The following is a 21,510-nucleotide window of genomic DNA, read 5'->3' as shown; positions in this document are numbered from 1 at the left end:
AGAGATCATCCTAGTTAACTTTAAATTGGGAAACGCTGACCTGTAGCTCTTGAGCAACCTTCACCAGTTCCTTAAATGCTGCGCCCATACTCTGGGTATAGTCAGAGTTAGTGGTGGCGATCTCTGCTACATTTTGAATAGTTTGGCTAACATCTTCAGAGGTTTGGGACTGCGCCGAAGCCGCTTGAGCAATTTCGCGAACGAGTTGGTTAACCTGCTGACTAGACGCGGCAATATCAGAGAGTTTTTGGCGAGTTTGTTCCACTAATAACGAACCATCATTAACCTGTTGCGTACCTATAGTCATCGCCTTTACCAGCTCATTGGTTTGCGCTTGGATTTCTTCGATCAATTGACGGATTTCAGTGGTCGCTTTTGCCGATCGCTGAGCGAGGGCGCGAACTTCGTTAGCAACTACCCCAAAGCCTTGCCCTTCTTCACCTGCACGAGCCGCTTCAATGGAAGCATTCAGCGCCAACATATTCGTTTGACTTGCAAAACCACTAATCAGTTTGACCACTTTTGAGATCTTTTGCGAAGCTTCTCCCAATCGCTGCACTTTTTCGGCGGTTTCCGATACGGTTTCACGGATTGCGTTAAAACCTGCAACGGTACTATTCATAGCAGCATCCCCATCAATTAGGGCTTGGTTGGTGGATAACACCTGAGATTCCGCTTGAATTGCTCGATTTTCTACCCCAGCAATAGATTCAATTAGTTCATTAATACTTTCTAAGGCTTTGATGATCGCCGCTACCTGTTCTGATACACCGCCCGAAACGATCTGCATAGTCTTTTCGTTTTGAGAAACGTTTTGCAGAAAGGATTGAGAAGCATTTTGAACTTCTAATACGAGTTTTCGCAGGTTTCTGATGGTGGAGTTATAGGAATCAGCAATCGTGCCAATTTCATCTTCAGTGACCTTCGCGCGAATGGTTAAGTCGCCGCGACTAATGGGATCTACTTCAATCAGCAGTTCCAACGCTCGTTGTCGCAAGGCTTCCTTAGCCTGAAGTTGCTCTTGGATGCGTAACTCTGCTTCTGATCGGACAGCATCCTGTCGGGCGATCGCGATCCGTTCTGTTTCCTGTTGTTTCTCCGCGATCAGTACATCTAGCTGTGCCGCCATTTTATTTAGCTCTTGTGACAGCACCCCAATTTCATCACGGCGATCGTCTGCCACTAAGCGTTCGCCCGTTTCACCCTGTCCGATTTTTTGGGTAAAGACAGACAAACGACCTAGAGGACGCGCAAAAGAAGCAGAAACTATAACTCCAACTGCACCAGCTAAAACAATGGAAATGAGTGCGATCGCATAGCCTGAACTCGACAAATTATCTAAAAGTTCCTGAATCTCCGATTGTGGACGACCGACATAGGCTATACCAACGGGCTTAGCGGCGGGATCGAGGAGTTTGCGATGGTCGTACAAAGGTGCATAAAAAGTTAGGTAATTAATACCTGTAATATTGGTTTCACCGATATAGGTCTGCCCTTGCCTAAGCACAACGTCAGCGACTTCACGAGCGGCACGAGTACCGATCGCTCTGGTTTGATCGCTTTTTTTAGTAATAGGATTAATATAAGGGACATTAGTGGATACTCGCCAATCCTGAGCAAATATAGTTGCCGTAGGAATATTGTAGCGTTTGGCAAATTTATCAACGATGCCAGAGTTGCGGCTGAGTAAAGAGCCGACTACAGCAGTGCCAACCATCTTGCCTTTGACCTTAATGGGATAAACCGCCATACTCACTAGCCCTGATTTACCCTGTTCAATTTCATAGGTTCCAGTCGGAGCAGGCTGCTTCTGGTCGGGCAGTCCATCGGTGATTTGGGGACGGATACCGATATTTGCCTGTTTGTCTAAACCTAAAGCTTGCAGATCCTGAGATTTGACTAATTCGATGCCATACATTGGTCTGCCAGTGGCGATCGCACTTTTGACAATTGGTAAATCTGCTAGATTTGCGCCTCTTGGAATCGCATCCTGTTTGTAAGACTGCTGTCCCAATTGATCCGATGCCGCAAGTAAGGGGGGCTGTGCAAAGTCTTCATCAAGAATCAAAATATTCCCTTCGACATTGCGCCCACGCATATCGGTGATCAGCTTGATATTCCTAATGGATTCAGGCTCGACATCTACGGCACTTAACTGCAACAAGGGTGGTAAGATTGCTCTTTTCGCCGCGAGTTCATTGGCATCGTTCAAATCTAGACCCGCATCTTCAATTGACTTGGCGATCGCTTCGGCATCCTGCCGACTCTCCGATTTTGTCCAAAGTACATATTCCGACACGAAAAAAGAGCCTTTCTCCTTAACAGATGTCGTTAATTCTTTGAGCGCAGATTCCTCAGACGATCTCACTAGGACTTGTGTTACAAATAACACGGGCAGTCCTGAAACAAATAGTAATACAACTGATAGCTTCCAAGCCACCCCCACATTGTTCCACAGACTCAAGGGCAGTTTCCAGAAAGGAATTTTTGGCTTGTTCTGCTCTGGCTTGTTCTGCTCTGGCGCAGCAATGACGACATTCATGGTTGCTGCTGAAGACTTATCTTCAGGGGCGGGAATCTCTGGTTTGTTTTTTAGTAACATGATCTTCTGGGTTTAGACTTTTACGCAACTTTTGTTAAGCAACTTTGAACTGAGATACGCTGACTTTTAAGTCTTGGGCAACTTGCAATAGTTCCGAGAAAGATTGCGCCACATCCTCAGATTGTTTTGATGTATCCTCCGCGATCGCTGCAATATTCTGCATAGACTCACCAATGCGATCGGAGGTCTTCGTTTGCGTATCTGCGGCAACAGCGATCGACTGCACAAGGGAGTTAACCTGCTTACTCACCATCGAAATTTGGGTTAGCTTTTCCCGCGCATTTTGGACGAGCTTCGTCCCTGATACCACCTGCTCTGTACCAGTTTCCATCGCCGCCACCACCTCATTGGTTTGCGCCTGAATTTCTTCCACCAATTGCTCAATTTCGGCCGTTGAATTAGCCGACTGTTCCGCAAGGTCACGCACTTCTTCCGCAACGACACTAAAACCACGCCCTTCTTCACCAGCACGGGCGGCTTCAATAGCGGCGTTCAGCGCTAAGAGGTTAGTTTGTGCCGCAAAGTTACTGATCAAGTTCACAATACGGGAAATCTTTTGAGAGGTTTCGCCTAGTCGCTTGACCTTTTTCGCAGTTTCTGCAACCGTTTCGCGGATTTCCGAAATCCCCAATACAGTACTGTTCATCGCATCATCCCCCTCTTGCAAAACCTTTACAGCAACTTGCATTCCCCGTTCCGCTTGTTTTGCCTTATCTTCTACACCTCGGCTCGATTCTGCCATCAGTTTGATTTCTTCTAGAGCAAGGTTAATTGCAACTGATTGCTTAACGGCTTCATTCGACACCGATCGCACAGATATTTCGTTATCACTGGCGGTTTGAGTTACCGATTGAGTGGCTGACTGTACTTCTAATACCAGCTTTCTCAAGTTACGGATAATCGCATTGTAAGAGTCAGCGATCGTTCCCACTTCGTCAGCCGTTACATTCGCCCGAATCGTCAAGTCGCCTTGACTCACTGGGTCAACTTCCATCAGCAGTTCCAAAGCACGGCGCTGTAATAGCTCTTTCTCTTGCTTCTGTTCTTCAGCCCTTGCATCGGCCTCAGCCCTAGCTTCTCTCCGTGCATTTTCTAGCCTTTCGGCTTCTTGTTGCTGCGCTTCGCTTAAATACTTGAGTTGCTCTACCATCCCATTGATATTGCTAGACAAGACACCCAGTTCATCTTCGCTCTCAACTGCTAGACGACTATCCAAATCTCCCTGTCCAATTTTTTCAACTACGCTAGCTGCTTCTCGAATTGGTTTGATAGCTCGGTTAGCCAGCAAAGCCGCCACCAAACCTGCAACCACAGCCGAGACGAGTCCGCCAAGTAAAAACACAAAAGACAGTTCTGATAAGGCTTTAAATGCAACGTCTTCGTCAGCAGTTAATATGAATTTCCAATTGAGTTTAGGCAATCCAGCTAGTTCAGTTGTAGGAGCATAGCCAACTAATTTAAAACCACCATTGGTAGTCTTTACAGAAGTTTCAGAATCCGCCTTGTTATTGGCTATTAAACTATCAATCCCTTCAAATACCTCTCTTAAAGGTTTTCCAACTACATCTTTGTCGCGAGAGACAAAAATTATGCCTTTGGCATCAATAATTTTATATCCACTATCCTTATCAGCCGACGTAGAGATTAGATCCTCAAAGACTTTGACAGGAATACGAGTTCGCAGCGCACCAATTATTTGATTAGATTCAGAATCTCGGATTGGTGCAGCAATTTCAATGGAAACTTTTCCCGAAGACTTAGATTTTGCGGGAGGATTAAGAACAGGCTTGCCAGTCTTGATCGCTTCTTGGAAGTAAGGGCGATCGCTATAATTACTAATAGGCTTGCCATCACGCATCTGCACAATCGTATTACCCTGCAAATCAAAAACGGCAATACTATCGTAAACCCCATAATTTTCAGCATATTTTGTCAAAATTTCTGAGCGCTCCGCCAAGCTGTAAATTTTCCGTGCTTTTGGGTCAGTAAAAATCGGTAGATTTGCTAACACCTGTGCGTCACCATAGCGTTCAAACATGAACCTATTAATTTTGTCCGCCGTGGATTGAGTAGCCTGAGTATGAGTTGTTTTGACCTTTTCTGACACAGTATTGTCAGCAATTAAATATCCTGCAATTCCTGTGAGCAGAACGGGCAATGATCCAATCATAATTGCCAGAATTGTTGATTTAGACCGCAAGGATAGCGATCGCCAACTCCATGTTTTGCGTTTAGTTTTTACCAAACTCTCCTCTGGACTTAGTAAATTTTCTAAAGACATAGGAATATCTGGGTTTTCCTGTGGAAAATCAGCCGCATTCTGATTGACCTGTAATGATACAGGCTGATTTTGTGATTGATTTTGTGATTGATTCTTTTGGGTCAACATGATTTTTCCTTCTGTAAAGATTTGATAGGTTTACTAAATGTCTCGGCACAGTAAAATTTTGGTCACTACTATAAAAAACTAAGTTTGCATCTCAACATAAACAAACTAACAAGCGAGCTAACGGGAATGCACAATCTGGGCGATCGCATCTCCGTCTAGCACCAGAAAAGTTTCATTCTTGGCATTGAGCCAATACCCTCGACAAGCTTGCAACACAGACTGACTAGCAAAACCAAAATTTGTCGTTTGGATTGTTGCAGCATCACAGCGCATCATTTGCCAGACCTTAGTTACAGCAAAACCAAGCACCGTATCTTGACTCCGCACAAAGATAATATGGCATTTGTCTTGCAAATTACCCAGATCATATTCTTGAGCATACAAGGGAGTGTAACCCAGCATACTTGCTAAATCCACCACCCAAGTCACTTCCCCTCGCCAGTTATATACACCCATGACACTAGGTGAAGATAAACCTGCGATCGCTGTGATTTGAGTGAGGTTGACATTGACAATTTCAAGTAATTGCTTGGTTGGCAATAGGGCTTTCTGACTGCTTGTTGGACTATTTGTAAGGGAAAAAGCCAAAAACTGCTCAGCCGATTGGTTAATTGCTGATTTTGCCGACTTTTTAGAATCGCCCTGAGAAATGCCCTGAGAAATGCCCTGAGAAATGCCCTGAGAATTTCTGTCTATTGTTTTGTTCACAGCGATCGCGCTCCTAATCCTTAACTAACAACTTAACCGTGCGGATCAGTTCAGACGGATCGAGGGGCTTAGTCAAATAAGCGGATGCGCCCTGCTTCATTCCCCAAAACTTGTCCATCTCGCCCGCCTTGGTCGAGCAAAGCACAATGGGAATGTCTTTAGTCTCGGCGTTGTCCTTGAGAGCGCGGCAGAGTTCAAAGCCGCTTTCATTAGGCAACACAACATCTAACACAATAGCGCTAGGTTTCTGTAGACTAATTTTTGACCTAGCTTCCTCACCATTAGCTGCCAATACTGTAGTAAAACCAGCATTTCTGAGACTCCCAGTAATTATCTCAGCCTGAGTCATGGTGTCTTCGACTACTAAAATTGTACTCATACTAAAAAATATTCCTAATCTTGATGTTTATCTCGGTACTTATGTTGGTTAAGCATCTTAATTCAGAGCTTGTTAAAGTTGAATTATTCAGCATCCACATTTTGCAAAAACTTACGCAGTATTTGTAAGACCTTGCTCTGATCTGGTGGCTTACTCATAAAATCTGAAGATCCAGACATCTTGGCTCGCACCCGATCAATCATGCCATCCCTGCCCGTCAAAATGACGATGGGAATATCTTGAAATGTGGTTGTTTTGCGTAAAAATGTGCATAGTTCATAGCCATTCGTATTCGGCATGACTAAATCCAGAAAGATCAGATCTGGCTTACGTTCTAGCAATGTACTAACACTTTGCAATGGCTCAGTAATGGCGAGAACCTCGTAGCCTAATGGCTCAATAATTCGCCGCATTTCCATACCAATCTGAGGACTATCATCGATACAGGCAATTAATCCCTTATTGATGATTTTTGGGGTCTCTTTGGATAAAATCCAATTTGGCGAAATCCAATCTTGAATTTCACGGAAAGCTACGATTCCATCAACAACAAAAGGCAAAAGCGATCGCATAACTGCAATCGTGGAGCAGCGCATAATGATTGACAAATCCCATAATGTATTCGTCCCATTCAAGATTTTTTTGAGGCTGCTGTAAGTTTTGCTAGAGATGGCATCTGCATCCAGCATAATCTTTAACTGATCGGGATTAGCAACATAGGGAGACAAATCTAAAGAAAAGCCTTGGATCATATTCTGCACATGGGAAAGCCCAGCCTGTTGCCATTTTTGTTGTGCCGCTAAGATACTGTCTAGCATCTGCATTGCCGATAGCGCCACAATTGGCTTAAAAGGCAAAGATTCTAAGGGCTTCCATGAACATTTTGGCTGTTTCTGCTCAGCTAGCCTATAAAACACTTCATAAATATTAGACTGAATAATCGCCTTTGCTTGCTCAATCGTAATTTGCTCTTCTTGAATAGTGCTTTCAATTAATTTCAATTCCCAAGCTTCAGCGTAAGGATGAGCTTTGTCCAATAAGTTTTGAATATTGACGTTTTGAGAATGTTGACGAACTGATCTAGCCAGCCTGCGAACACGGTGTTTTCCCCCCGTGGCATATACCAATCTTCCTAGATAAAAGTAGATGTAACAATCAGGCTCTATGCCTAGCTCATCAGTAACGACTAGTTCACCAGTCGCCTGTTGAAACAATACATGAAGATGTTTCAGGTCTTGAATAAACTTTGGGGTTAAGTATGTTGATGTATCCACTAGCGAAAGTTTAGTAAGTAGCATTTCACAGAAAATCACGGGTAGAAAATCATAAAAACACAGAAATTAAGCTGTTAGTATGACTTCTTATGGAAATTATAAGCAAACATTTGACATACTCACTGAAGCTTAAGCAGCAGTGATTCTTGACATTTCATCCAGGTGTGCTGGCAAGCCAGCCCTACCTTCCTTTCATGTCCGTTTTAAGTCTCCCAATGCCCTATGGCGACTTTTCTGGTTTGTACACAAGTAAAGTACTTGTTTGCCTTCAGGGTTGGACTTGCCCTTGCCCTTTCTGCTTCCCCTGCTTCTGATCGCAACTCTGACAGGACTTTCAAACTTGCTGTTTTTGTGATTATCTTAAATCTGGGCGGGTCTAAGACCATTTATATTCTAATATAAAGCCCTACTAGAAGTATAGGGTTTTGTCTCCATCTTTCTGATGAATTTAAGACCCATAGGCAGTCTATTAAGGCTGTTATTATAGCATATGTATAACAGTATACTACATTTAATGTAGTTATTATGTAGCATTGCGCCACTTTCAAAAGTATCTCTGGACTAATAAAAGCCTCAATAGGTTGTAACGTAATCTTAATATTAAGTTTGTCTAAGAGTCTGCTTGAGAAGTCTAGACATTCGCTAAAAATCTCGATTGATCCCCACTAACCCTCCTTACGAAAGGGGGAAAGATTAAAAAAAGTCCCCCTTTTTGAGGGAGATTTAGGAGAATCAAAATTTTTTAAACGCACTCTAAGCCTCATCACCTATTTACTTAGGTTTATTTCTATGCGGATACCGCCGTTGGCTGTGTTTGCCGATCGCCACGATTTAATAGCTTGCTGTAATTGTTGTAAAGCATTTTGATCGGTCTTATTTATTGGCGCGGGTATAACCACAATCTCCGAAATGCGATCACCTGTAACTTGCATTTCGATTACGTAATTACGGGATAAAACAGTCTTTTGATCTAAATGTTGATCTAAATAATTAGAAATATAATTAGAAATGTATTTAACCAATTCATTTTGGATAGTTTCAGGTAATTGCGATCGCACATTGATGATTTGTATTTTGGCTGTGGGTTTGGCATTGGGGAATGACGATGGTGCTGAACGCGATGTAGCAACTCTAGGTAAAGCATCACTGGCTTCAGAGATAGCGTCAGGTTGATCGTTTGCTAATGTTGATGGTGCGGGGCTGGGCTTAGCCATCGGGCGTTCCTGTCTAGTGGCTCCAATGCCACCTTGTAGATTCGGTTGCGGAGATGGTGGGATGGCACGATCGCCAAAATCTTCAGGAATTGGTGCATTGGGAGCAGATTCTGAGGCAACTGAGGGAATCTCGGTTTGGAGTGCGATCGGGACTTTGATCTCTGAGACTGATTTCGGCGATGATGGGGCTGGCGGACGGGATAATTGCGGTTCTGAAGATCTAGAATTGTCATTTTCTGGTGATGTTGCTTTAGATGGCGATGGGGTTGCTTGCGGTAAATTTTGATCCGATCGCTTAGCTCCATCTTGTCTGTTGCCTAAAGTTGGCGGCGCAATTTCAGGGGGCTGGGGGTTAGGCGTGGAGGCGATTTGCAAACTAGGCTGATCACGGGAGACTAGGCGCACAGCGCCGATCGTGACCCCAACTAGTGCGATCGCCGCCGCCATAATTTTCAGCCAATTAGGGGTAATGCGGCGCACTTCTAGCACCAGATCGGGCAGAATGACTAACTCACGGGAGCATTGCTCTAGGGTTTCGTAGAGATCGAATAGTTGCAACGTTGAGAGCTGGAGATCTATCCCCTTGGGGATGGCGATCACATGATCGAGCTGATCGATCTCATCCTGTGCCAACCAGCGATCGCTATAGGCAATTACGGCTTCGATAATGTGATTGATTTGGCTTTGGTTGCCCTTAATCACTCTGCCCTGTGCCAAGCGCAGTCGAAACCGCAGGTTCTGCACCACGGTTTGCGAAGTCCATGCCGACATCGGCGATCGCTTTGCCCATACCTCTAGGGAGCAGGTGGGGCTGCTATAGGCGCGATTGATGGTATTGCCTGACGGTACAAAGCGTTGCATGGGGTTTATTCGGGTTGGAGCGGAAATAAGGCAGTGAGGGCGATCGCCACATCAGGAAAAGCGATCATCGTGGCAGTATCTTCGCTATTCAAGATCAATTCTTCGCGATAGCTACCATTTTCGGGCTGACGGAACAGATAAACTTGGCGCTTTTGCAAATCGAGAATCCAATATTCTAAAACCAGATTTTTGCCATAAATCCGCGCCTTTTGCTTGCGATCTGTAGAAATTGTCCAGTCCGCAACTTCAATTAACAGATAAATATCTTTAGCTTCAGGATGCCTATAGGAATATTCATGCTCATCAATCTTGACGATCGCCAGATCGGATTCAGGTTCAGAGTCATTGCCTAGGATGACGGGTAACTGGATACGAATTTCGGCGCGATCACCTAACAATTTAAAAAACAACTTACTGCTACGCTGCACACTAGAGGCGTGAAATGGTCTTTGGGGACTCATACAAACAATTTTTCCTTCTAAAAGTTCTACGCGATCGTCCTCATCCAAGACCCCAGCCTCTATCATTTGGTGATAGTCATCCACAGACCACAGATGAATTTGCGGCTCAATTTCTTGGGTTATTTCTTGTGTTGCTTCGGTGACCGTTGCTTGCATGATATTTTTGCTTACAGCCTAGCTAGGTTTTTTTAAAACTGAAAACGGCTTAGCCATTTTCAGTTTTGAGATTACTGACTACGTTCTAACAGCGCCACCCAAAGACGGCGTGACCCAACCTGTGAACTATAAAACAATAGATCTATTAACAATTTTAAAGCCAATTTCTGAATTGTGTCGGTTGCAGCTTGCCTTTCTTCAGCCATGCGTTCTTGATAAAGGCTATTAAAGCGATCGAGATAGTCGCCTAATACGGGTTCGTGATGCAAAGGGCTTTTTTTAGCGCTGCATTTTTCCAACTGGGCTACGGCGTTGCGGATGGCAAATTGCTGTTGGGCGGCAAGGGTGCAACTAATCAGGGTAATCGCCCTAGCCTCATCCACATCTAGTTTTTTACGCCCCTTGCCCTTGCGTAATGGACTGGCTTGGCGTAAGCGCCATAGGGTGATGCGATCGCTCAAAATTTCTTCCAAACCCAACTTCTCCGCCACCGCCAACATCTCATCGGAGCCAATCGCTGTTAATGCTTCTAAAGCAAGCAGCACCAAATCTAGATGTGCTTTCATTGCCTGCAACTGCGGCAGGTCTGGATCGTCAAAAGCAGTTACGGAGGAAGAGTTCATAGCCAGATAGAGATCAATTAGACTTTACTTCAGGCAGAGGGGGTAATGGTAAAGGGCGCAGCTTGCCATTGAGTTTTACGGGTTCATTGTTAACGTTGTCACGACTATTATTTTCAATTGCAGAATGCTCTGAATTTTGGCTCAAGGGCTTCTCAATATTTCTTTCGTTATTTCTTTCGGTTTTTCCAGCCGACTTTTCACCGCCAGCAGCTCGATCCATCAGCCCCTTTGAGGCACTTCGCGCCCTCCCTTGGGTTGCCCATGCCTGCATAAAGCTAATTTGCTCCCTAGCCGTACTAGCGAGGGGATAGGTCTCACGGATCGCGCCTAAAATGTCATTGGTATTGACATCCCGTTGCTCATGAAAAGCGCGGTACATTCCCTCCACGATCGCCTGCTCAATTTCCGCGCCGCTAAATTCCTTAGAGATATCCGCCATTAGCTCAATATCAAAATTGCGTAATTCCATTGGGCGAAAGCGTTTTAAATGCAGGGTAAAGATTTCTTTGCGCTCTTCATAATTGGGCAGATTGATAAAAAATAATTCATCAAACCTACCCTTTCGCAATAGCTCAGGTGGCAAAGCATGGATATTATTGGCAGTCGCCACCACAAATACAGGGCTAGATTTTTCCTGCATCCATGTTAATAACGTCCCCAAAACACGCTGACTAGTTCCCGAATCACCCATACTATTAGCGATGCCGCCGAAAGCCTTATCAATTTCATCGATCCAGAGGATGCAGGGGGCTAGTGCCTCTGCCAGTTGGATTGTTTGGCGGGTGCGGCTCTCCGACTGCCCCACGAGGCTGCCAAACAACCGCCCCACATCGAGGCGCAACAGGGGTAACCGCCAGAGGTTAGCGATCGCCTTAGCACAAAGACTTTTGCCAGTCCCCTGAATGCCCAACAGCAACACGCCGCGAGGATTGGGCAACCCATACGCCCTTGCCTCATCGGAAAAGGCTAACTGACGTTGCATCAGCCATAGCTTGAAATTATCCAAACCACCGATACTATCGAGGGTTTCATTGGGCGTAAAAAATTCTAAAAATTCCGTTTGCCTAATCCGCTTTTGCTTCTCTGTCAGTACCCGATCAATGTCAGACTCATTGAGATAATGCTTCTGCACGATCGATTTGGAGAGGGTGTGACAGATGCGATCGCGGGTCATGCCTGTACAGGCTTTGATTAACTGCTCTAGGCTATTCCCAGCCAGCCTTAATTGTTCGGGGGGAACCATCTGCTCAATAATGTTACGAATCTCCGTAGTCTCTGGTAATGGGAAATAGAGTACAGATACTTGCTCTTCAAGCTCTGAGGGCATTTCCAAAATTGGGCTTAACAAAACTAAGGTTTTACGCGAATTACGAAAACCACGGTAAAGATTCCGCAGTTGCCTCACTAAAACTTCGTCAAGACGCTGTGAGGCTAGTCGCCGATGAAGATCCCTAAATACATAAATGCTAGGGGCTTGGCGATCGCTATTTTCCACAAACTGCAAAGCTTGCAGCAAATTATTTTTGCCCTCATGGTTATGCTCAAAACCGCGCACAAGGTCATAGTAATAGGTCTGTCGGGGTGGACCGCATTCTTGGGCTACTTGGGCGATCGCCTTTTCTGCTCGCTCTTCCTCCCATGTGACCACATAAATAATCGGACATTTTGACCGAATCAGTAAGCTTAATTCTTCTTGAAAATTAGAGGGTTTCATCTAAAAGAACTCATCACCATCGGGCTGTCGATGGGGGGTAGGTAAGGATTTCAAGTGGCTCAAGAATTGCAGTAACTCATCGTTAGTCAATTCTTGGCGGGATCTTTTATTAAAAGTCCTTACTAAATAATCACGCCCCTGCGGTTTTGTCCAGTTTAATCGCCCCATTTCTACATCAATTTTAGAAATGGCATCGGATAAGTCCATCGGCTCTGGGGCAATAGGTGCAGGTAATGGCTTGACTGGATTGGCGATCACGGGACTTGGTTCTACCGATGGTTCAGTTGATTGGGGATAGCTAAATTTATCCTGAGAAATATAGCTTTCGGTATATTCGCCGCTATATTCGATCGCTGGCTCTGACTGGATCGTATGGGTGGTATGGGTGACGGCGGCGGATGGCAGCGAATTCATAGTCGATGGCTCCCGTGACACCTGCGTGAGGATCGGCGATCGCCCTCCATAGCCACTAAAACTTTTACCAAAATTATTATCGAAATTATTTTCAAAATTTTGATCGAAGTTGATCCCCACAAACACTAAGGCTCTTTTAACAGCACGATCTTCTGCAATTTCTAGATCACTATCAACTGCCGTAGCCGTCCCCATGATAGCCTCGCCCTGAGAAACAATGGCTCTAAAGGCATACATACCATCGACTTTTGGTAGCATTTCAGTCTGGATGCAACCTTGGGGATATTGAGAACGAAACTGGGCAAACATAGACAAACTCAACGTTTCTTTTCTATATAAAACTAACGAAGCCATGGGCAGTTCCTTAGGGCTTACGCAAAACGCTAATTGCCATCGTCCCCTTCTACCAGAGTGGGAGAAGCGGAGTAAAGCTTTCAATAATTGCCCTAATTTTGGCTTAAGTGCGAATTGCTGTGATGCAGCAATGGTGGCACATAACCAGGAATCTTAGATTCATCAACATTATCTATTTGATCGGGATCAAGGTATTCATCGGCATAGCGTTGATATACCTTTTCGCTGACAAATAGATCAAAAATGTCGGGATCGATATGATGATCCAGTTTCATCTTGCCGAGAATATGCAAGCATTCGGTTATGGTTTTGCCCTTTTTGTAGGGGCGATCCTTGGCGCTGAGGGCTTCAAAAATGTCAGCAATACCCATCATTCTGGCAGGCAGTGACATCTGATCGCGCTTCAGCCCCTTCGGATAGCCGCGCCCATCCATGCGTTCATGGTGTCCACCTGCATATTCAGGCACACGCCGCAAATTGCGGGGATAGGGCAGTTGTTCTAGCATCTCGATCGTCACAGAAATATGATCGTTAATAATTTTGCGCTCTTCTGCGGTCAAGGTTCCTCTAGAAATATTCAGGTTGTACACCTCGTTATCCGTTAAGAAATTCGTTTCTACACCTTGGGGATCGATCCAGCGATATTTGGCAATTTGTTGGAGTCGTTCTTTGTACTCATCGCTCATAAACTCGCCGCCAATATTACATATTCGTAAAAAAGCTTGATCGCTGGCATATTGGGCTAATTTTTGCTGGAGCGCCGCCTCTAAATCGGGAATAATGCTGAGATTGCCTGACTCGATCGCCGCGATTTTCTGATTGAGAAAACTAATTTCGGCATCCCGTTTTAACACCTCAAAGCGGGTACTCACTAGATGAATACGATCAAAAATGGTTTCTAGTTTAGTTGCCTTATCGATTACATGGACGGGTGTAGTCACTTTACCGCAGTCATGGAGCAGTCCAGCGATCTTTAGCTCATAGCGTTCTTCTTCATCTAGCTGGAAATCTTCAAAAATACCGTAATTTGCCTTGCAAGCAGCATCGGCAATCATCATTGTTAAGGTGGGTACGCGGCGACAGTGAGCGCCATTGTAGGGAGATTTTTTGTCGATCGCCTCAGAAATTAGGTCAATAAATGATTCAAATAGCTCACGAAACTGTCCGATTAATTTGTTATTAGTTAGGGCGATCGCCGCTTGAGATGCCAAGGATTCGCCAATGCGCTGAGCAATTTGCGAAAATTCCACAATTGTTTGAGAATGGGGATCTCTGGCATTAATTAATTGCAAAACGCCGATTAGTTCCCCCTCATGGTTTAGCATCGGCAAAGTCAGAAACGACTGCGATCGATAACCCGTGCGCGTATCAAAAGCCCTTGTCCCCGCAAAATCAAAGCCTTCTGCAATATAAGCATCGGGAATATTAATCGTTTGTTTGTATATAGCAGCATGAGCCACCACCATGGTGTTGTTAGGATTGCCCGCTTCGTCATACAAAGATATTGGACCAAAGTTAATCGGCTCTCCGACTCTAGTTCCCATCATGATACCGAGGGAATCATTCATGATGATTTCAAACTTAAGTTGCTTTTTATCCTCCGTTGCCAAATATAAAGTACCTGCATCTGCATTGAGAATAGTTTTTGCACCCCGCAAAATCATTTCTAATAATTTAGGGGTGTTTTTTTCGACTGAAAGAGCGATGCCAATCTCATTTAGCTTTTCAATTAGCTCCAAGGATTCTATTTTGTAATCGCTGGTTCCCATGATGTGATTTCCTATCTGTCAACAGTGTTAGATTGATTACTGGTGCGATCGCTGATGCAATGACAAATTGATCTCTAAAATGCTTGTAAATAATTTATAAATAATTTGTAATTAGTTTACAAATTATTTATAAATTATTTTTTAATCCGATAACCCTGCCAATTGCCAAAATTATTTGTGCTGTCCGCGATTCCATAACTACCAAAAAATTCCATGCAACCTTCTGAAAAAACGAAAACACCCTTACCCTGCTGATCTACGCCTTCCTTCCAAACAAAGTTGATGACATTATTACGCAGTTTGCCCGTAAATTCTCCTTTTATCCTACCGCGATCGAGATTTGAGTATTCATAACTTCCTGTCACCTTTTGATTATCAGCTTCTTGTAACGAAAGTTTGCCAAAGGGGGTTTGCCATTCACCTGTGATTTTCGATTGGCAATTGAGACCACCATCAGGATTAGACTCCAGGGCTGTCAGATATTGCAGACCCCACAGGGCTGTTACAACCACACCGCCCACACTTACCGCAAGGATGAGCCAGCCCAAGGGCAGATCCTGCAATATTTGCAGCGCTGGTTTTGGCGAAGTTCGTGGTAGTTTTCGCCCTAGCCATAAGCGATCTCGCCATCTGAGGGCGGGAGTCTCACTTGTCTCAATTTCTAGGTCGCGATCGCCATGATCTACCGCCATTGATGGAGTCCCTTGCGCGATAATCTCATTTTTGTCAGCATTATTGACTTGATGATTTACTTGATCGATATTGCCATCAATATCTTGATTACTGCTTGTATCAGTGCTAGATGAATGACTTGACAATACATCAGGGGCGATTTCGGATGACATATCAGGTGCAATATTATAAAAGTTGGTTGGCTTACTCGACTAGCGGCGATCGCTATATTAGTTAGTATTGCACTTATTAGATTGTTGTATAAACATAGAGGTGGCTTTTCTTAATGCAATCAGCGATTATGCGTACAGAATCTCAACCTAGCGAAACCGAAATTCAGCAAATTTTTGATCGCATTGCGCCCGTTTACGACCGCTTCAATGATTTTTTGAGTTTGGGGCAGCACCGCATCTGGAAAAAGATGGCACTGCGCTGGTGCGAACCGCAGAGAGGCGAAACATGGCTCGATCTCTGCTGTGGCTCTGGAGACATGGCGGCATTGGTGGCAAACTTAGTTGCACCCACAGGTCAGGTGGTTGGGGTGGACTTTTCAGCACAGTTATTAGCGATCGCGGCGGAACGTAGTCAAAGTTATGGCTCACGGTTGCAAAAATGTTTGTCATGGCAGCAGGGCAATGTCTTGGCTTTGCCCTTCGATGATGCCACCTTTGACGGCGCAACCCTTGCCTATGGCTTACGCAATGTCACGGATATTCCCCAATGTCTAGCCGAACTGCATCGTGTCCTCAAGGTGGGCGCAATGGCTGCGATCTTAGATTTTCATCGCCCCAGCGATCGCCTCGCCCAAGCCTTTCAAGATTTTTATCTCGATCGTGTGGTTGTGCCTTTAGCCGATCGCTTTAATATGACTGAGGAATATGCCTATATTGCCCCCAGCTTAGCGAGGTTTCCCATTGGCAAAGAGCAGGTAAAACTAGCACAGGATGCAGGCTTTGGGCAGACCAAACACTATGCGATCGCCAATGGCATGATGGGAATTTTGATAATCAAAAAAACGGCATAGCCGTTTTTTTGATTGTCAATGCAACCTATGGCTATGCTTTTCTATGGTGGTTAACAGTTCTTTTTCGCCAAAGGGTTTAGTGATATATTCCGTAGCCCCCACCATCCGCGCCTTCACCCGATCAATAAAACCATCCTTACCCGTAAGCATAATGATTGGTAATTTGGCAAATAGGCTCGAACGGCGCAACATCCCGCATAATTCATAGCCATCTAGCTCAGGCATTGTAATATCACAAAGAACTAAGTCGGGCTTGTATTGAAACACTGCGCTGAGAGCTTTGACTGGGCTAGAGATTGCCATAATTTCATAGCCATGATTATGCAGAATATATTCCACCGCACGGCAGATTGTCACACTGTCATCAATACATAAAATACGCGGCGACTTAATCTTTACCTGTTCGGGAATATCCAACGGCGATCGGGTAATTGCCATCTTCCCTGCGGCGATCGCCTCATAAAGCTCATGCCCCACCTCACAGATATCCCATCCCGAATAGCGCGATAGCTGCCGAATACTGGTTTTGCCGTCAACCCATTGATCTAACACCCCTAAAATCGGTTCGGTAGGATTGCCCAAAAATACAGGACATTGGTTGGTGGACTGCAAGATTGGGTAAAACTGCTTCCAAGTCCGCAGACTTTGAGCATAACCATTACTAATTTCGGAGAACTTGATCTTAGTTAAACGCGGGTTTAAGGTTGGGCTAATTTCAAACACAAAATTACCTTGATACATTCCCAAGATATCAAATAAAACTTCACGGATAGTATTGGTAATAATCTGCATCGCTTGTGCAGGGGTAATGATCTTCGCCTCTAGCAACAGCCAAATCTGACCATACTCCAACACATTGATTCCCATTTTTGAGGGTGCAAGCTGGTCTAGTGCCTGCTCTAAATTTAGTCTCTTGAGATAATCCCGTAATCGCGTTAAGTTACTGTCATTGTCAGTGGCATAGATTAACTCCCCCTGATCAAAAAATAAAAACCAAAATCTACCAGCGCTAGATTCAATTAGTAGTTCGCCAGTGCGTTGACCCAACTCAATCAAGTTGATAATAGTATGTATGTCAATCTCTCTGAGCGTGCCTTGCATGGGAATTTAGAAAATAGTAATCATCATGATACAGCCCTTTGCGCTGACTTAAAACCCAGTCAGATCTTTTAGAGCAATAACTGGCTACGCCAATACTCGATTGGGAATTACAATGGCGGAATTCTGGCGATTACGCCATTGCGAAGCGGTTCGGGGCGTTCTTTCCATGCCATCAATCCATTGGGGCGATCGCGGTAAATTTCTGCACATTGCAAAATGGCGGCAGCAGTATCGCCGACTCGCTCAGCATCACTGGGCAGATCGCCAAATACATAGGAAGGTTTGGCTGGAGACGCAAATGTAACTACACAGGCATGACTGCAAGCACTCATACAGGCGATCGCACAAATATCAAAGTTAGAGCGATCGCCCCAACTTTGATATAAACCTGTAAGTTCTTGAAATAATATTTCGCCGCCACTTATACCAATTTTTTTGCCATTTTCCCAAGTGCTGGCGCAGGTCGTGCAGACCATCAAACGATGAACCATCTTTAATTTTTATTTATTTTGAATAAATGCGGGGACTACGCCCCAAAGGGGCGCAATCTCTGTGGTAATTACTTATCGCCATTGGGGGACGAATTATAGAGAGCATCAAGCTTAGAACGGGCATCGTCAACATTAATGGATTTAATTACCATTAGTGGCTCATCAATATAATTACCATCGGTGTCCCAAAGCTCTGGATGGGCATATTGTGGCAATGCACGGCGGCGCGAATTTTGATAGCTGCGATTTCTTTGACTTCGATCATCATTTTGCGATAGCGAGATCATACTGCGGATGAGGTTACTAATGGCAAAAATGGAGAGGATTGTAAAAGCGAGTATGTAAATAATTTGCACCATGTCTGCTTTCCTAAAACGATGTTTATAAACTTTGATTAGAAATGTAAATAAAAGGATTGATCAAAAGGATTGATAAATTACTTTTGTAAAAATAGGAATCCTGAAAAATTAGATTTTTTTAAATTGAGTAGCGATATTGCTTGGTTACGATATCGCTTGATTACGATAGTAGCGCATTCCCACGGCTTGACACTCAACCAATAATTCGTGCCAAGGGCGCATGGTTGCCATGTCGACCCCAACCTGATGTCCTGTGATTTTAAACAAGGATGTGGCTACACCCACTTCTTTGATCGCATTTTGGACACGCTGAAGCAGTTGTTGCTGTTGCGCTTCTGTCAAAAACGTCAGGCGTTCGTCAGATAATAACTTTTGAGAACGATCAAACCAATAGGCAAAGTCTTCGAGTAGGGGTTCTAAGATTTGCCTCAGTATTTCAGGATCGGGACTGGCAGTGTTACTCATGGTAGTTAGCCTGCGCTTGACGATTTCAGCGCTATGGGTGATTTGCTTGAGATAATTTTATTTATGACAGCTATTATAGCATTTTGTTACTTTTCTTAACATTAATTAAATCTTATGACTTCAAATCCCCTTGATCGCATGGCAAGTGAGCCGACCAATCCTGATAATTTACAGGCATTGCAGCATTTAATCGATGTGGTGGCTTCGTTGCGATCGCCTGATGGTGGATGTCCTTGGGATTTAGAGCAAACCCATCAAAGTTTGATTCCCTATGTGATTGAGGAAGCCTATGAAGTGGTTGATGCGATCCAAAGTGGTGACAGTCGGGCGATCGCCGAAGAATTAGGGGATTTGCTGATGCAGGTGGTGCTGCACGCCCAGATTGCCAGTGAGTCGGGGCAGTTTGCGATCGCTGAGGTTGCGGAAGGTATTGCTCAAAAGCTAATTCGTCGCCATCCCCATGTGTTTAGTGATCTGACAGTAACCGATATGGCAGAAATCCATCAAAACTGGGAAAAGATCAAGGCATCGGAAAAGGGCGAGGATCTGGCAACCACTCAAAAACTGAGCTATAAACTCAAACGCTATGCGCGATCGCTGCCCCCCTTGATGGCTGCCATGAAAATCTCACAAAAAGCGGCCGCCCAAGGTTTTGAATGGGATAATGTGGAGGGGGTATGGGCAAAATTTCATGAGGAGCTAGCGGAGTTGCACCAAGCCATAGACCATGAATCGAAGGAAAATCAGGAAGCAGAATTGGGGGATCTTTTATTTACCATTATTAATGTGGCAAGGTGGCATGGACTCGACCCCACGGCGGCGCTGCAATCTACCAATCGTAAGTTTATTCAGCGCCTTGAGGTGATGGAAAATCTGAGCGATCGCACCCTTGATAATTTAGCGATCGCTGAACTTGATCAACTTTGGCAACAGGCAAAAAACAAACTCAAATAAAAAATCAGGAAGCGCCGCTTCCTGGTTTTTTATGATTCTTTTTGTGATGGCTCTGGTGGCAAAAAGCGGGAGTCGGAAATCTCGATCAGCTTATCAACAGAAGTTTCGCTGATAAATTTTCTGGCTTTGGCTAGATACTCCAAATGCGGACATTGATCGCCGAGGATACAGCCGTCTTTGCATTCTTCTTGACAATTAACTTGGCGAGACATGAATTTATAAGTAGTTTGGGTATATGCCATTAAATCAAAAAATAGGACGCTAAGCGCCCTATTTTTTGATATGCATTTTGATATTTATAATGCGGTCAGAGAGACTCGAACTCTCACAGCTTTCGCCACCACCACCTCAAGATGGCGTGTCTACCATTCCACCATGACCGCAACTATTTTTTAGGTTGTACTTAAACTAGATTAAGTTTCAAGTGCTTTACTATATTACAGCAATCGTCACCATATGCAATATCTTTTTGACAACCTATGTTGAATTTTAGGCAAGTTTTTCTGCGGCATTTTTTTAAACGATCGCGGTGGCTTAGTTATCTGGCGATCGCGGGCGTGAGTGTGTATAGCACTGTCTGCATGGGGCTATGGTTTAAGCAATCGCAATTGGTATTTTTGCCAACTAGGGAGATCAAAAATACGCCTGCTGAGTTTAACGTGAAGTATGGGGATGTTTTCATTCCTGTCAAATTGGCTGATGGCAGGGTAGAAAATATTCATAGTTGGTGGTTGCCTAATCCTAATCAAGAGCAATTACCAATGGGCGATCGCCGTGTGCTGTTATATCTGCATGGCAATGGTAAGAATGTGGGCGCAAATGCCAAACACGCTAGCCGCCTGATGCGGATGGGATTTTCAGTATTACTAATTGACTATCGCGGCTATGGCAAAAGTGAGGGCGATTTCCCCTCGGAGGCGGCAGTATATGTAGATGCTCAAACCGCTTGGGACTATCTCAGACAGCAGGGCTATCAACCACAGCAAATTATGATTTATGGTCACTCCCTTGGTGGGGCGATCGCGATTAATTTAGCGGTCAATAATCCCGATGCCTTTGGCGTAATTGTGGATGGCTCTTTTACCTCGATCAAAGAAATGGCGGAGCTAGATGGCAAATATCGGATATTCCCCCTAGATTTATTGATCCATCAGCGCTTTGACTCTATTAATAAGGTGCGATCGCTCAAACCACCCATTCTCTATATCCACGGCACAAAGGACGAACTAATTCCTGCGACAATGAGTCAGCGCCTTTATGATGCAACCTCATCAAAAAAGAAACTAGTATTAGTGGAAAATGCGATGCACAACAATACGGCGGCTACTAACGAAGAGTTATATCGCAGTTCTATTTTAGATTTTTTTGCTATTAATTAAATACAGCACTCTGTGCTGACTTAAAACCCAAGGAAAACCTTGAAAGCTGAGGGGGTGACAAAGACATCTAAAACGTAGCCGTGACAAGCTGCATAGCCCTCTTACCTCGTTGATAGTAGGTTAACTTATTGGGAGCTAGTTTCAATA

The 21,510-nt window shown here is 44.4% G+C and carries 20 protein-coding genes and 1 tRNA gene; 3 read left to right on the top strand and 18 right to left on the bottom strand.

Translation table 11 applies throughout. The features are described from left to right. Positions 1 to 10 precede the first annotated feature (10 nt). The 12 genes from H6F44_RS15885 to H6F44_RS15830 all read right to left on the bottom strand — a co-directional run bounded on the left by H6F44_RS15885 (position 11) and on the right by H6F44_RS15830 (position 15,763). Positions 11 to 2,602 (bottom strand): methyl-accepting chemotaxis protein, encoded by a 2,592-nt coding sequence (locus H6F44_RS15885; RefSeq protein ID WP_190352008.1) that lies wholly within the window; start codon positions 2,600 to 2,602, stop codon positions 11 to 13. Between the two features lie 34 nt (positions 2,603 to 2,636). After that, positions 2,637 to 4,991: a methyl-accepting chemotaxis protein gene (locus tag H6F44_RS15880; RefSeq protein ID WP_190352007.1), complete on the bottom strand. Its 2,355-nt coding sequence runs from the start codon at positions 4,989 to 4,991 to the stop codon at positions 2,637 to 2,639. A 117-nt stretch (positions 4,992 to 5,108) separates the two neighbouring features. Then, positions 5,109 to 5,699, bottom strand: coding sequence for a chemotaxis protein CheW (locus H6F44_RS15875; RefSeq protein ID WP_190352006.1), 591 nt, complete (start codon positions 5,697 to 5,699; stop codon positions 5,109 to 5,111). A 13-nt stretch (positions 5,700 to 5,712) separates the two neighbouring features. After that, positions 5,713 to 6,078: a response regulator transcription factor gene (locus tag H6F44_RS15870; protein WP_190352005.1), complete on the bottom strand. Its 366-nt coding sequence runs from the start codon at positions 6,076 to 6,078 to the stop codon at positions 5,713 to 5,715. 83 nt (positions 6,079 to 6,161) lie between these two features. After that, entirely contained in the window at positions 6,162 to 7,352 is a 1,191-nt protein-coding gene (locus H6F44_RS23805; protein ID WP_190352004.1) for a response regulator, read from the bottom strand. Between the two features lie 767 nt (positions 7,353 to 8,119). After that, entirely contained in the window at positions 8,120 to 9,427 is a 1,308-nt protein-coding gene (locus H6F44_RS15860) for a DUF4335 domain-containing protein (protein ID WP_190352003.1), read from the bottom strand. A gap of 5 nt (positions 9,428 to 9,432) precedes the next feature. Further along, positions 9,433 to 10,044 carry a Uma2 family endonuclease gene (locus tag H6F44_RS15855; RefSeq protein WP_190352002.1) on the bottom strand — a complete coding sequence of 204 codons (612 nt, stop codon included), beginning with the start codon at positions 10,042 to 10,044 and terminating at the stop codon, positions 9,433 to 9,435. Between the two features lie 71 nt (positions 10,045 to 10,115). After that, entirely contained in the window at positions 10,116 to 10,667 is a 552-nt protein-coding gene (locus H6F44_RS15850; RefSeq protein ID WP_190352001.1) for a DUF3038 domain-containing protein, read from the bottom strand. Between the two features lie 13 nt (positions 10,668 to 10,680). Next, positions 10,681 to 12,381 (bottom strand): AAA family ATPase, encoded by a 1,701-nt coding sequence (locus tag H6F44_RS15845; protein ID WP_190352000.1) that lies wholly within the window; start codon positions 12,379 to 12,381, stop codon positions 10,681 to 10,683. Further along, a complete protein-coding gene (locus H6F44_RS15840) occupies positions 12,382 to 13,104 on the bottom strand; it encodes a hypothetical protein (RefSeq protein ID WP_190351999.1) in 723 nt (240 codons plus the stop codon). Between the two features lie 137 nt (positions 13,105 to 13,241). Next, a complete protein-coding gene (locus tag H6F44_RS15835; protein WP_190351998.1) occupies positions 13,242 to 14,918 on the bottom strand; it encodes a GAF and HD-GYP domain-containing protein in 1,677 nt (558 codons plus the stop codon). A 134-nt stretch (positions 14,919 to 15,052) separates the two neighbouring features. Next, positions 15,053 to 15,763, bottom strand: coding sequence for a hypothetical protein (locus H6F44_RS15830; protein ID WP_190351997.1), 711 nt, complete (start codon positions 15,761 to 15,763; stop codon positions 15,053 to 15,055). Positions 15,764 to 15,876: 113 nt separating this feature from the next. On the opposite strand from H6F44_RS15830, the gene ubiE reads away from it, so the two are divergent. Further along, on the top strand, positions 15,877 to 16,614 hold the full coding sequence (gene ubiE, locus H6F44_RS15825) for a bifunctional demethylmenaquinone methyltransferase/2-methoxy-6-polyprenyl-1,4-benzoquinol methylase UbiE (protein ID WP_242016606.1): 738 nt from the start codon (positions 15,877 to 15,879) through the stop codon (positions 16,612 to 16,614). Positions 16,615 to 16,629: 15 nt separating this feature from the next. On the opposite strand, the gene H6F44_RS15820 is transcribed toward ubiE, so the two are convergent. The 4 genes from H6F44_RS15820 to H6F44_RS15805 all read right to left on the bottom strand — a co-directional run bounded on the left by H6F44_RS15820 (position 16,630) and on the right by H6F44_RS15805 (position 19,030). Then, positions 16,630 to 17,715, bottom strand: coding sequence for a response regulator (locus H6F44_RS15820; RefSeq protein WP_190351996.1), 1,086 nt, complete (start codon positions 17,713 to 17,715; stop codon positions 16,630 to 16,632). Positions 17,716 to 17,822: 107 nt separating this feature from the next. Then, on the bottom strand, positions 17,823 to 18,206 hold the full coding sequence (locus H6F44_RS15815; protein ID WP_190351995.1) for a DUF1636 domain-containing protein: 384 nt from the start codon (positions 18,204 to 18,206) through the stop codon (positions 17,823 to 17,825). Positions 18,207 to 18,274: 68 nt separating this feature from the next. Then, on the bottom strand, positions 18,275 to 18,565 hold the full coding sequence (locus tag H6F44_RS15810; RefSeq protein WP_190351994.1) for a DUF2973 domain-containing protein: 291 nt from the start codon (positions 18,563 to 18,565) through the stop codon (positions 18,275 to 18,277). Between the two features lie 144 nt (positions 18,566 to 18,709). Continuing rightward, complete coding sequence (locus H6F44_RS15805) at positions 18,710 to 19,030, bottom strand: DUF2605 domain-containing protein (protein WP_190351993.1); 321 nt, start codon at positions 19,028 to 19,030, stop codon at positions 18,710 to 18,712. Between the two features lie 114 nt (positions 19,031 to 19,144). Here H6F44_RS15805 and mazG point away from each other — a divergent pair, with 114 nt between their 5' ends. Beyond that, positions 19,145 to 19,984 (top strand): nucleoside triphosphate pyrophosphohydrolase, encoded by an 840-nt coding sequence (gene mazG, locus H6F44_RS15800; RefSeq protein WP_242016605.1) that lies wholly within the window; start codon positions 19,145 to 19,147, stop codon positions 19,982 to 19,984. A 29-nt stretch (positions 19,985 to 20,013) separates the two neighbouring features. Here mazG and H6F44_RS15795 read toward each other — a convergent pair whose 3' ends face one another. Together H6F44_RS15795 and H6F44_RS15790 are read right to left on the bottom strand one after the other, a co-directional pair. After that, positions 20,014 to 20,196, bottom strand: a complete 183-nt coding sequence (locus H6F44_RS15795) for a hypothetical protein (protein ID WP_190351992.1) — start codon at positions 20,194 to 20,196, stop codon at positions 20,014 to 20,016. A 90-nt stretch (positions 20,197 to 20,286) separates the two neighbouring features. Next, positions 20,287 to 20,367, bottom strand: a tRNA-Leu gene (locus H6F44_RS15790). 96 nt (positions 20,368 to 20,463) lie between these two features. Between H6F44_RS15790 and H6F44_RS15785 the strand changes: the two genes are divergently transcribed. After that, a complete protein-coding gene (locus H6F44_RS15785; RefSeq protein WP_190351991.1) occupies positions 20,464 to 21,363 on the top strand; it encodes an alpha/beta hydrolase in 900 nt (299 codons plus the stop codon). Positions 21,364 to 21,510: the final 147 nt, after the last annotated feature.

The organism is Pseudanabaena cinerea FACHB-1277 (assembly GCF_014696345.1).
GTDB lineage: Bacteria > Cyanobacteriota > Cyanobacteriia > Pseudanabaenales > Pseudanabaenaceae > Pseudanabaena > Pseudanabaena cinerea.
This window is presented reverse-complemented; position numbering and strand designations above follow the sequence as displayed.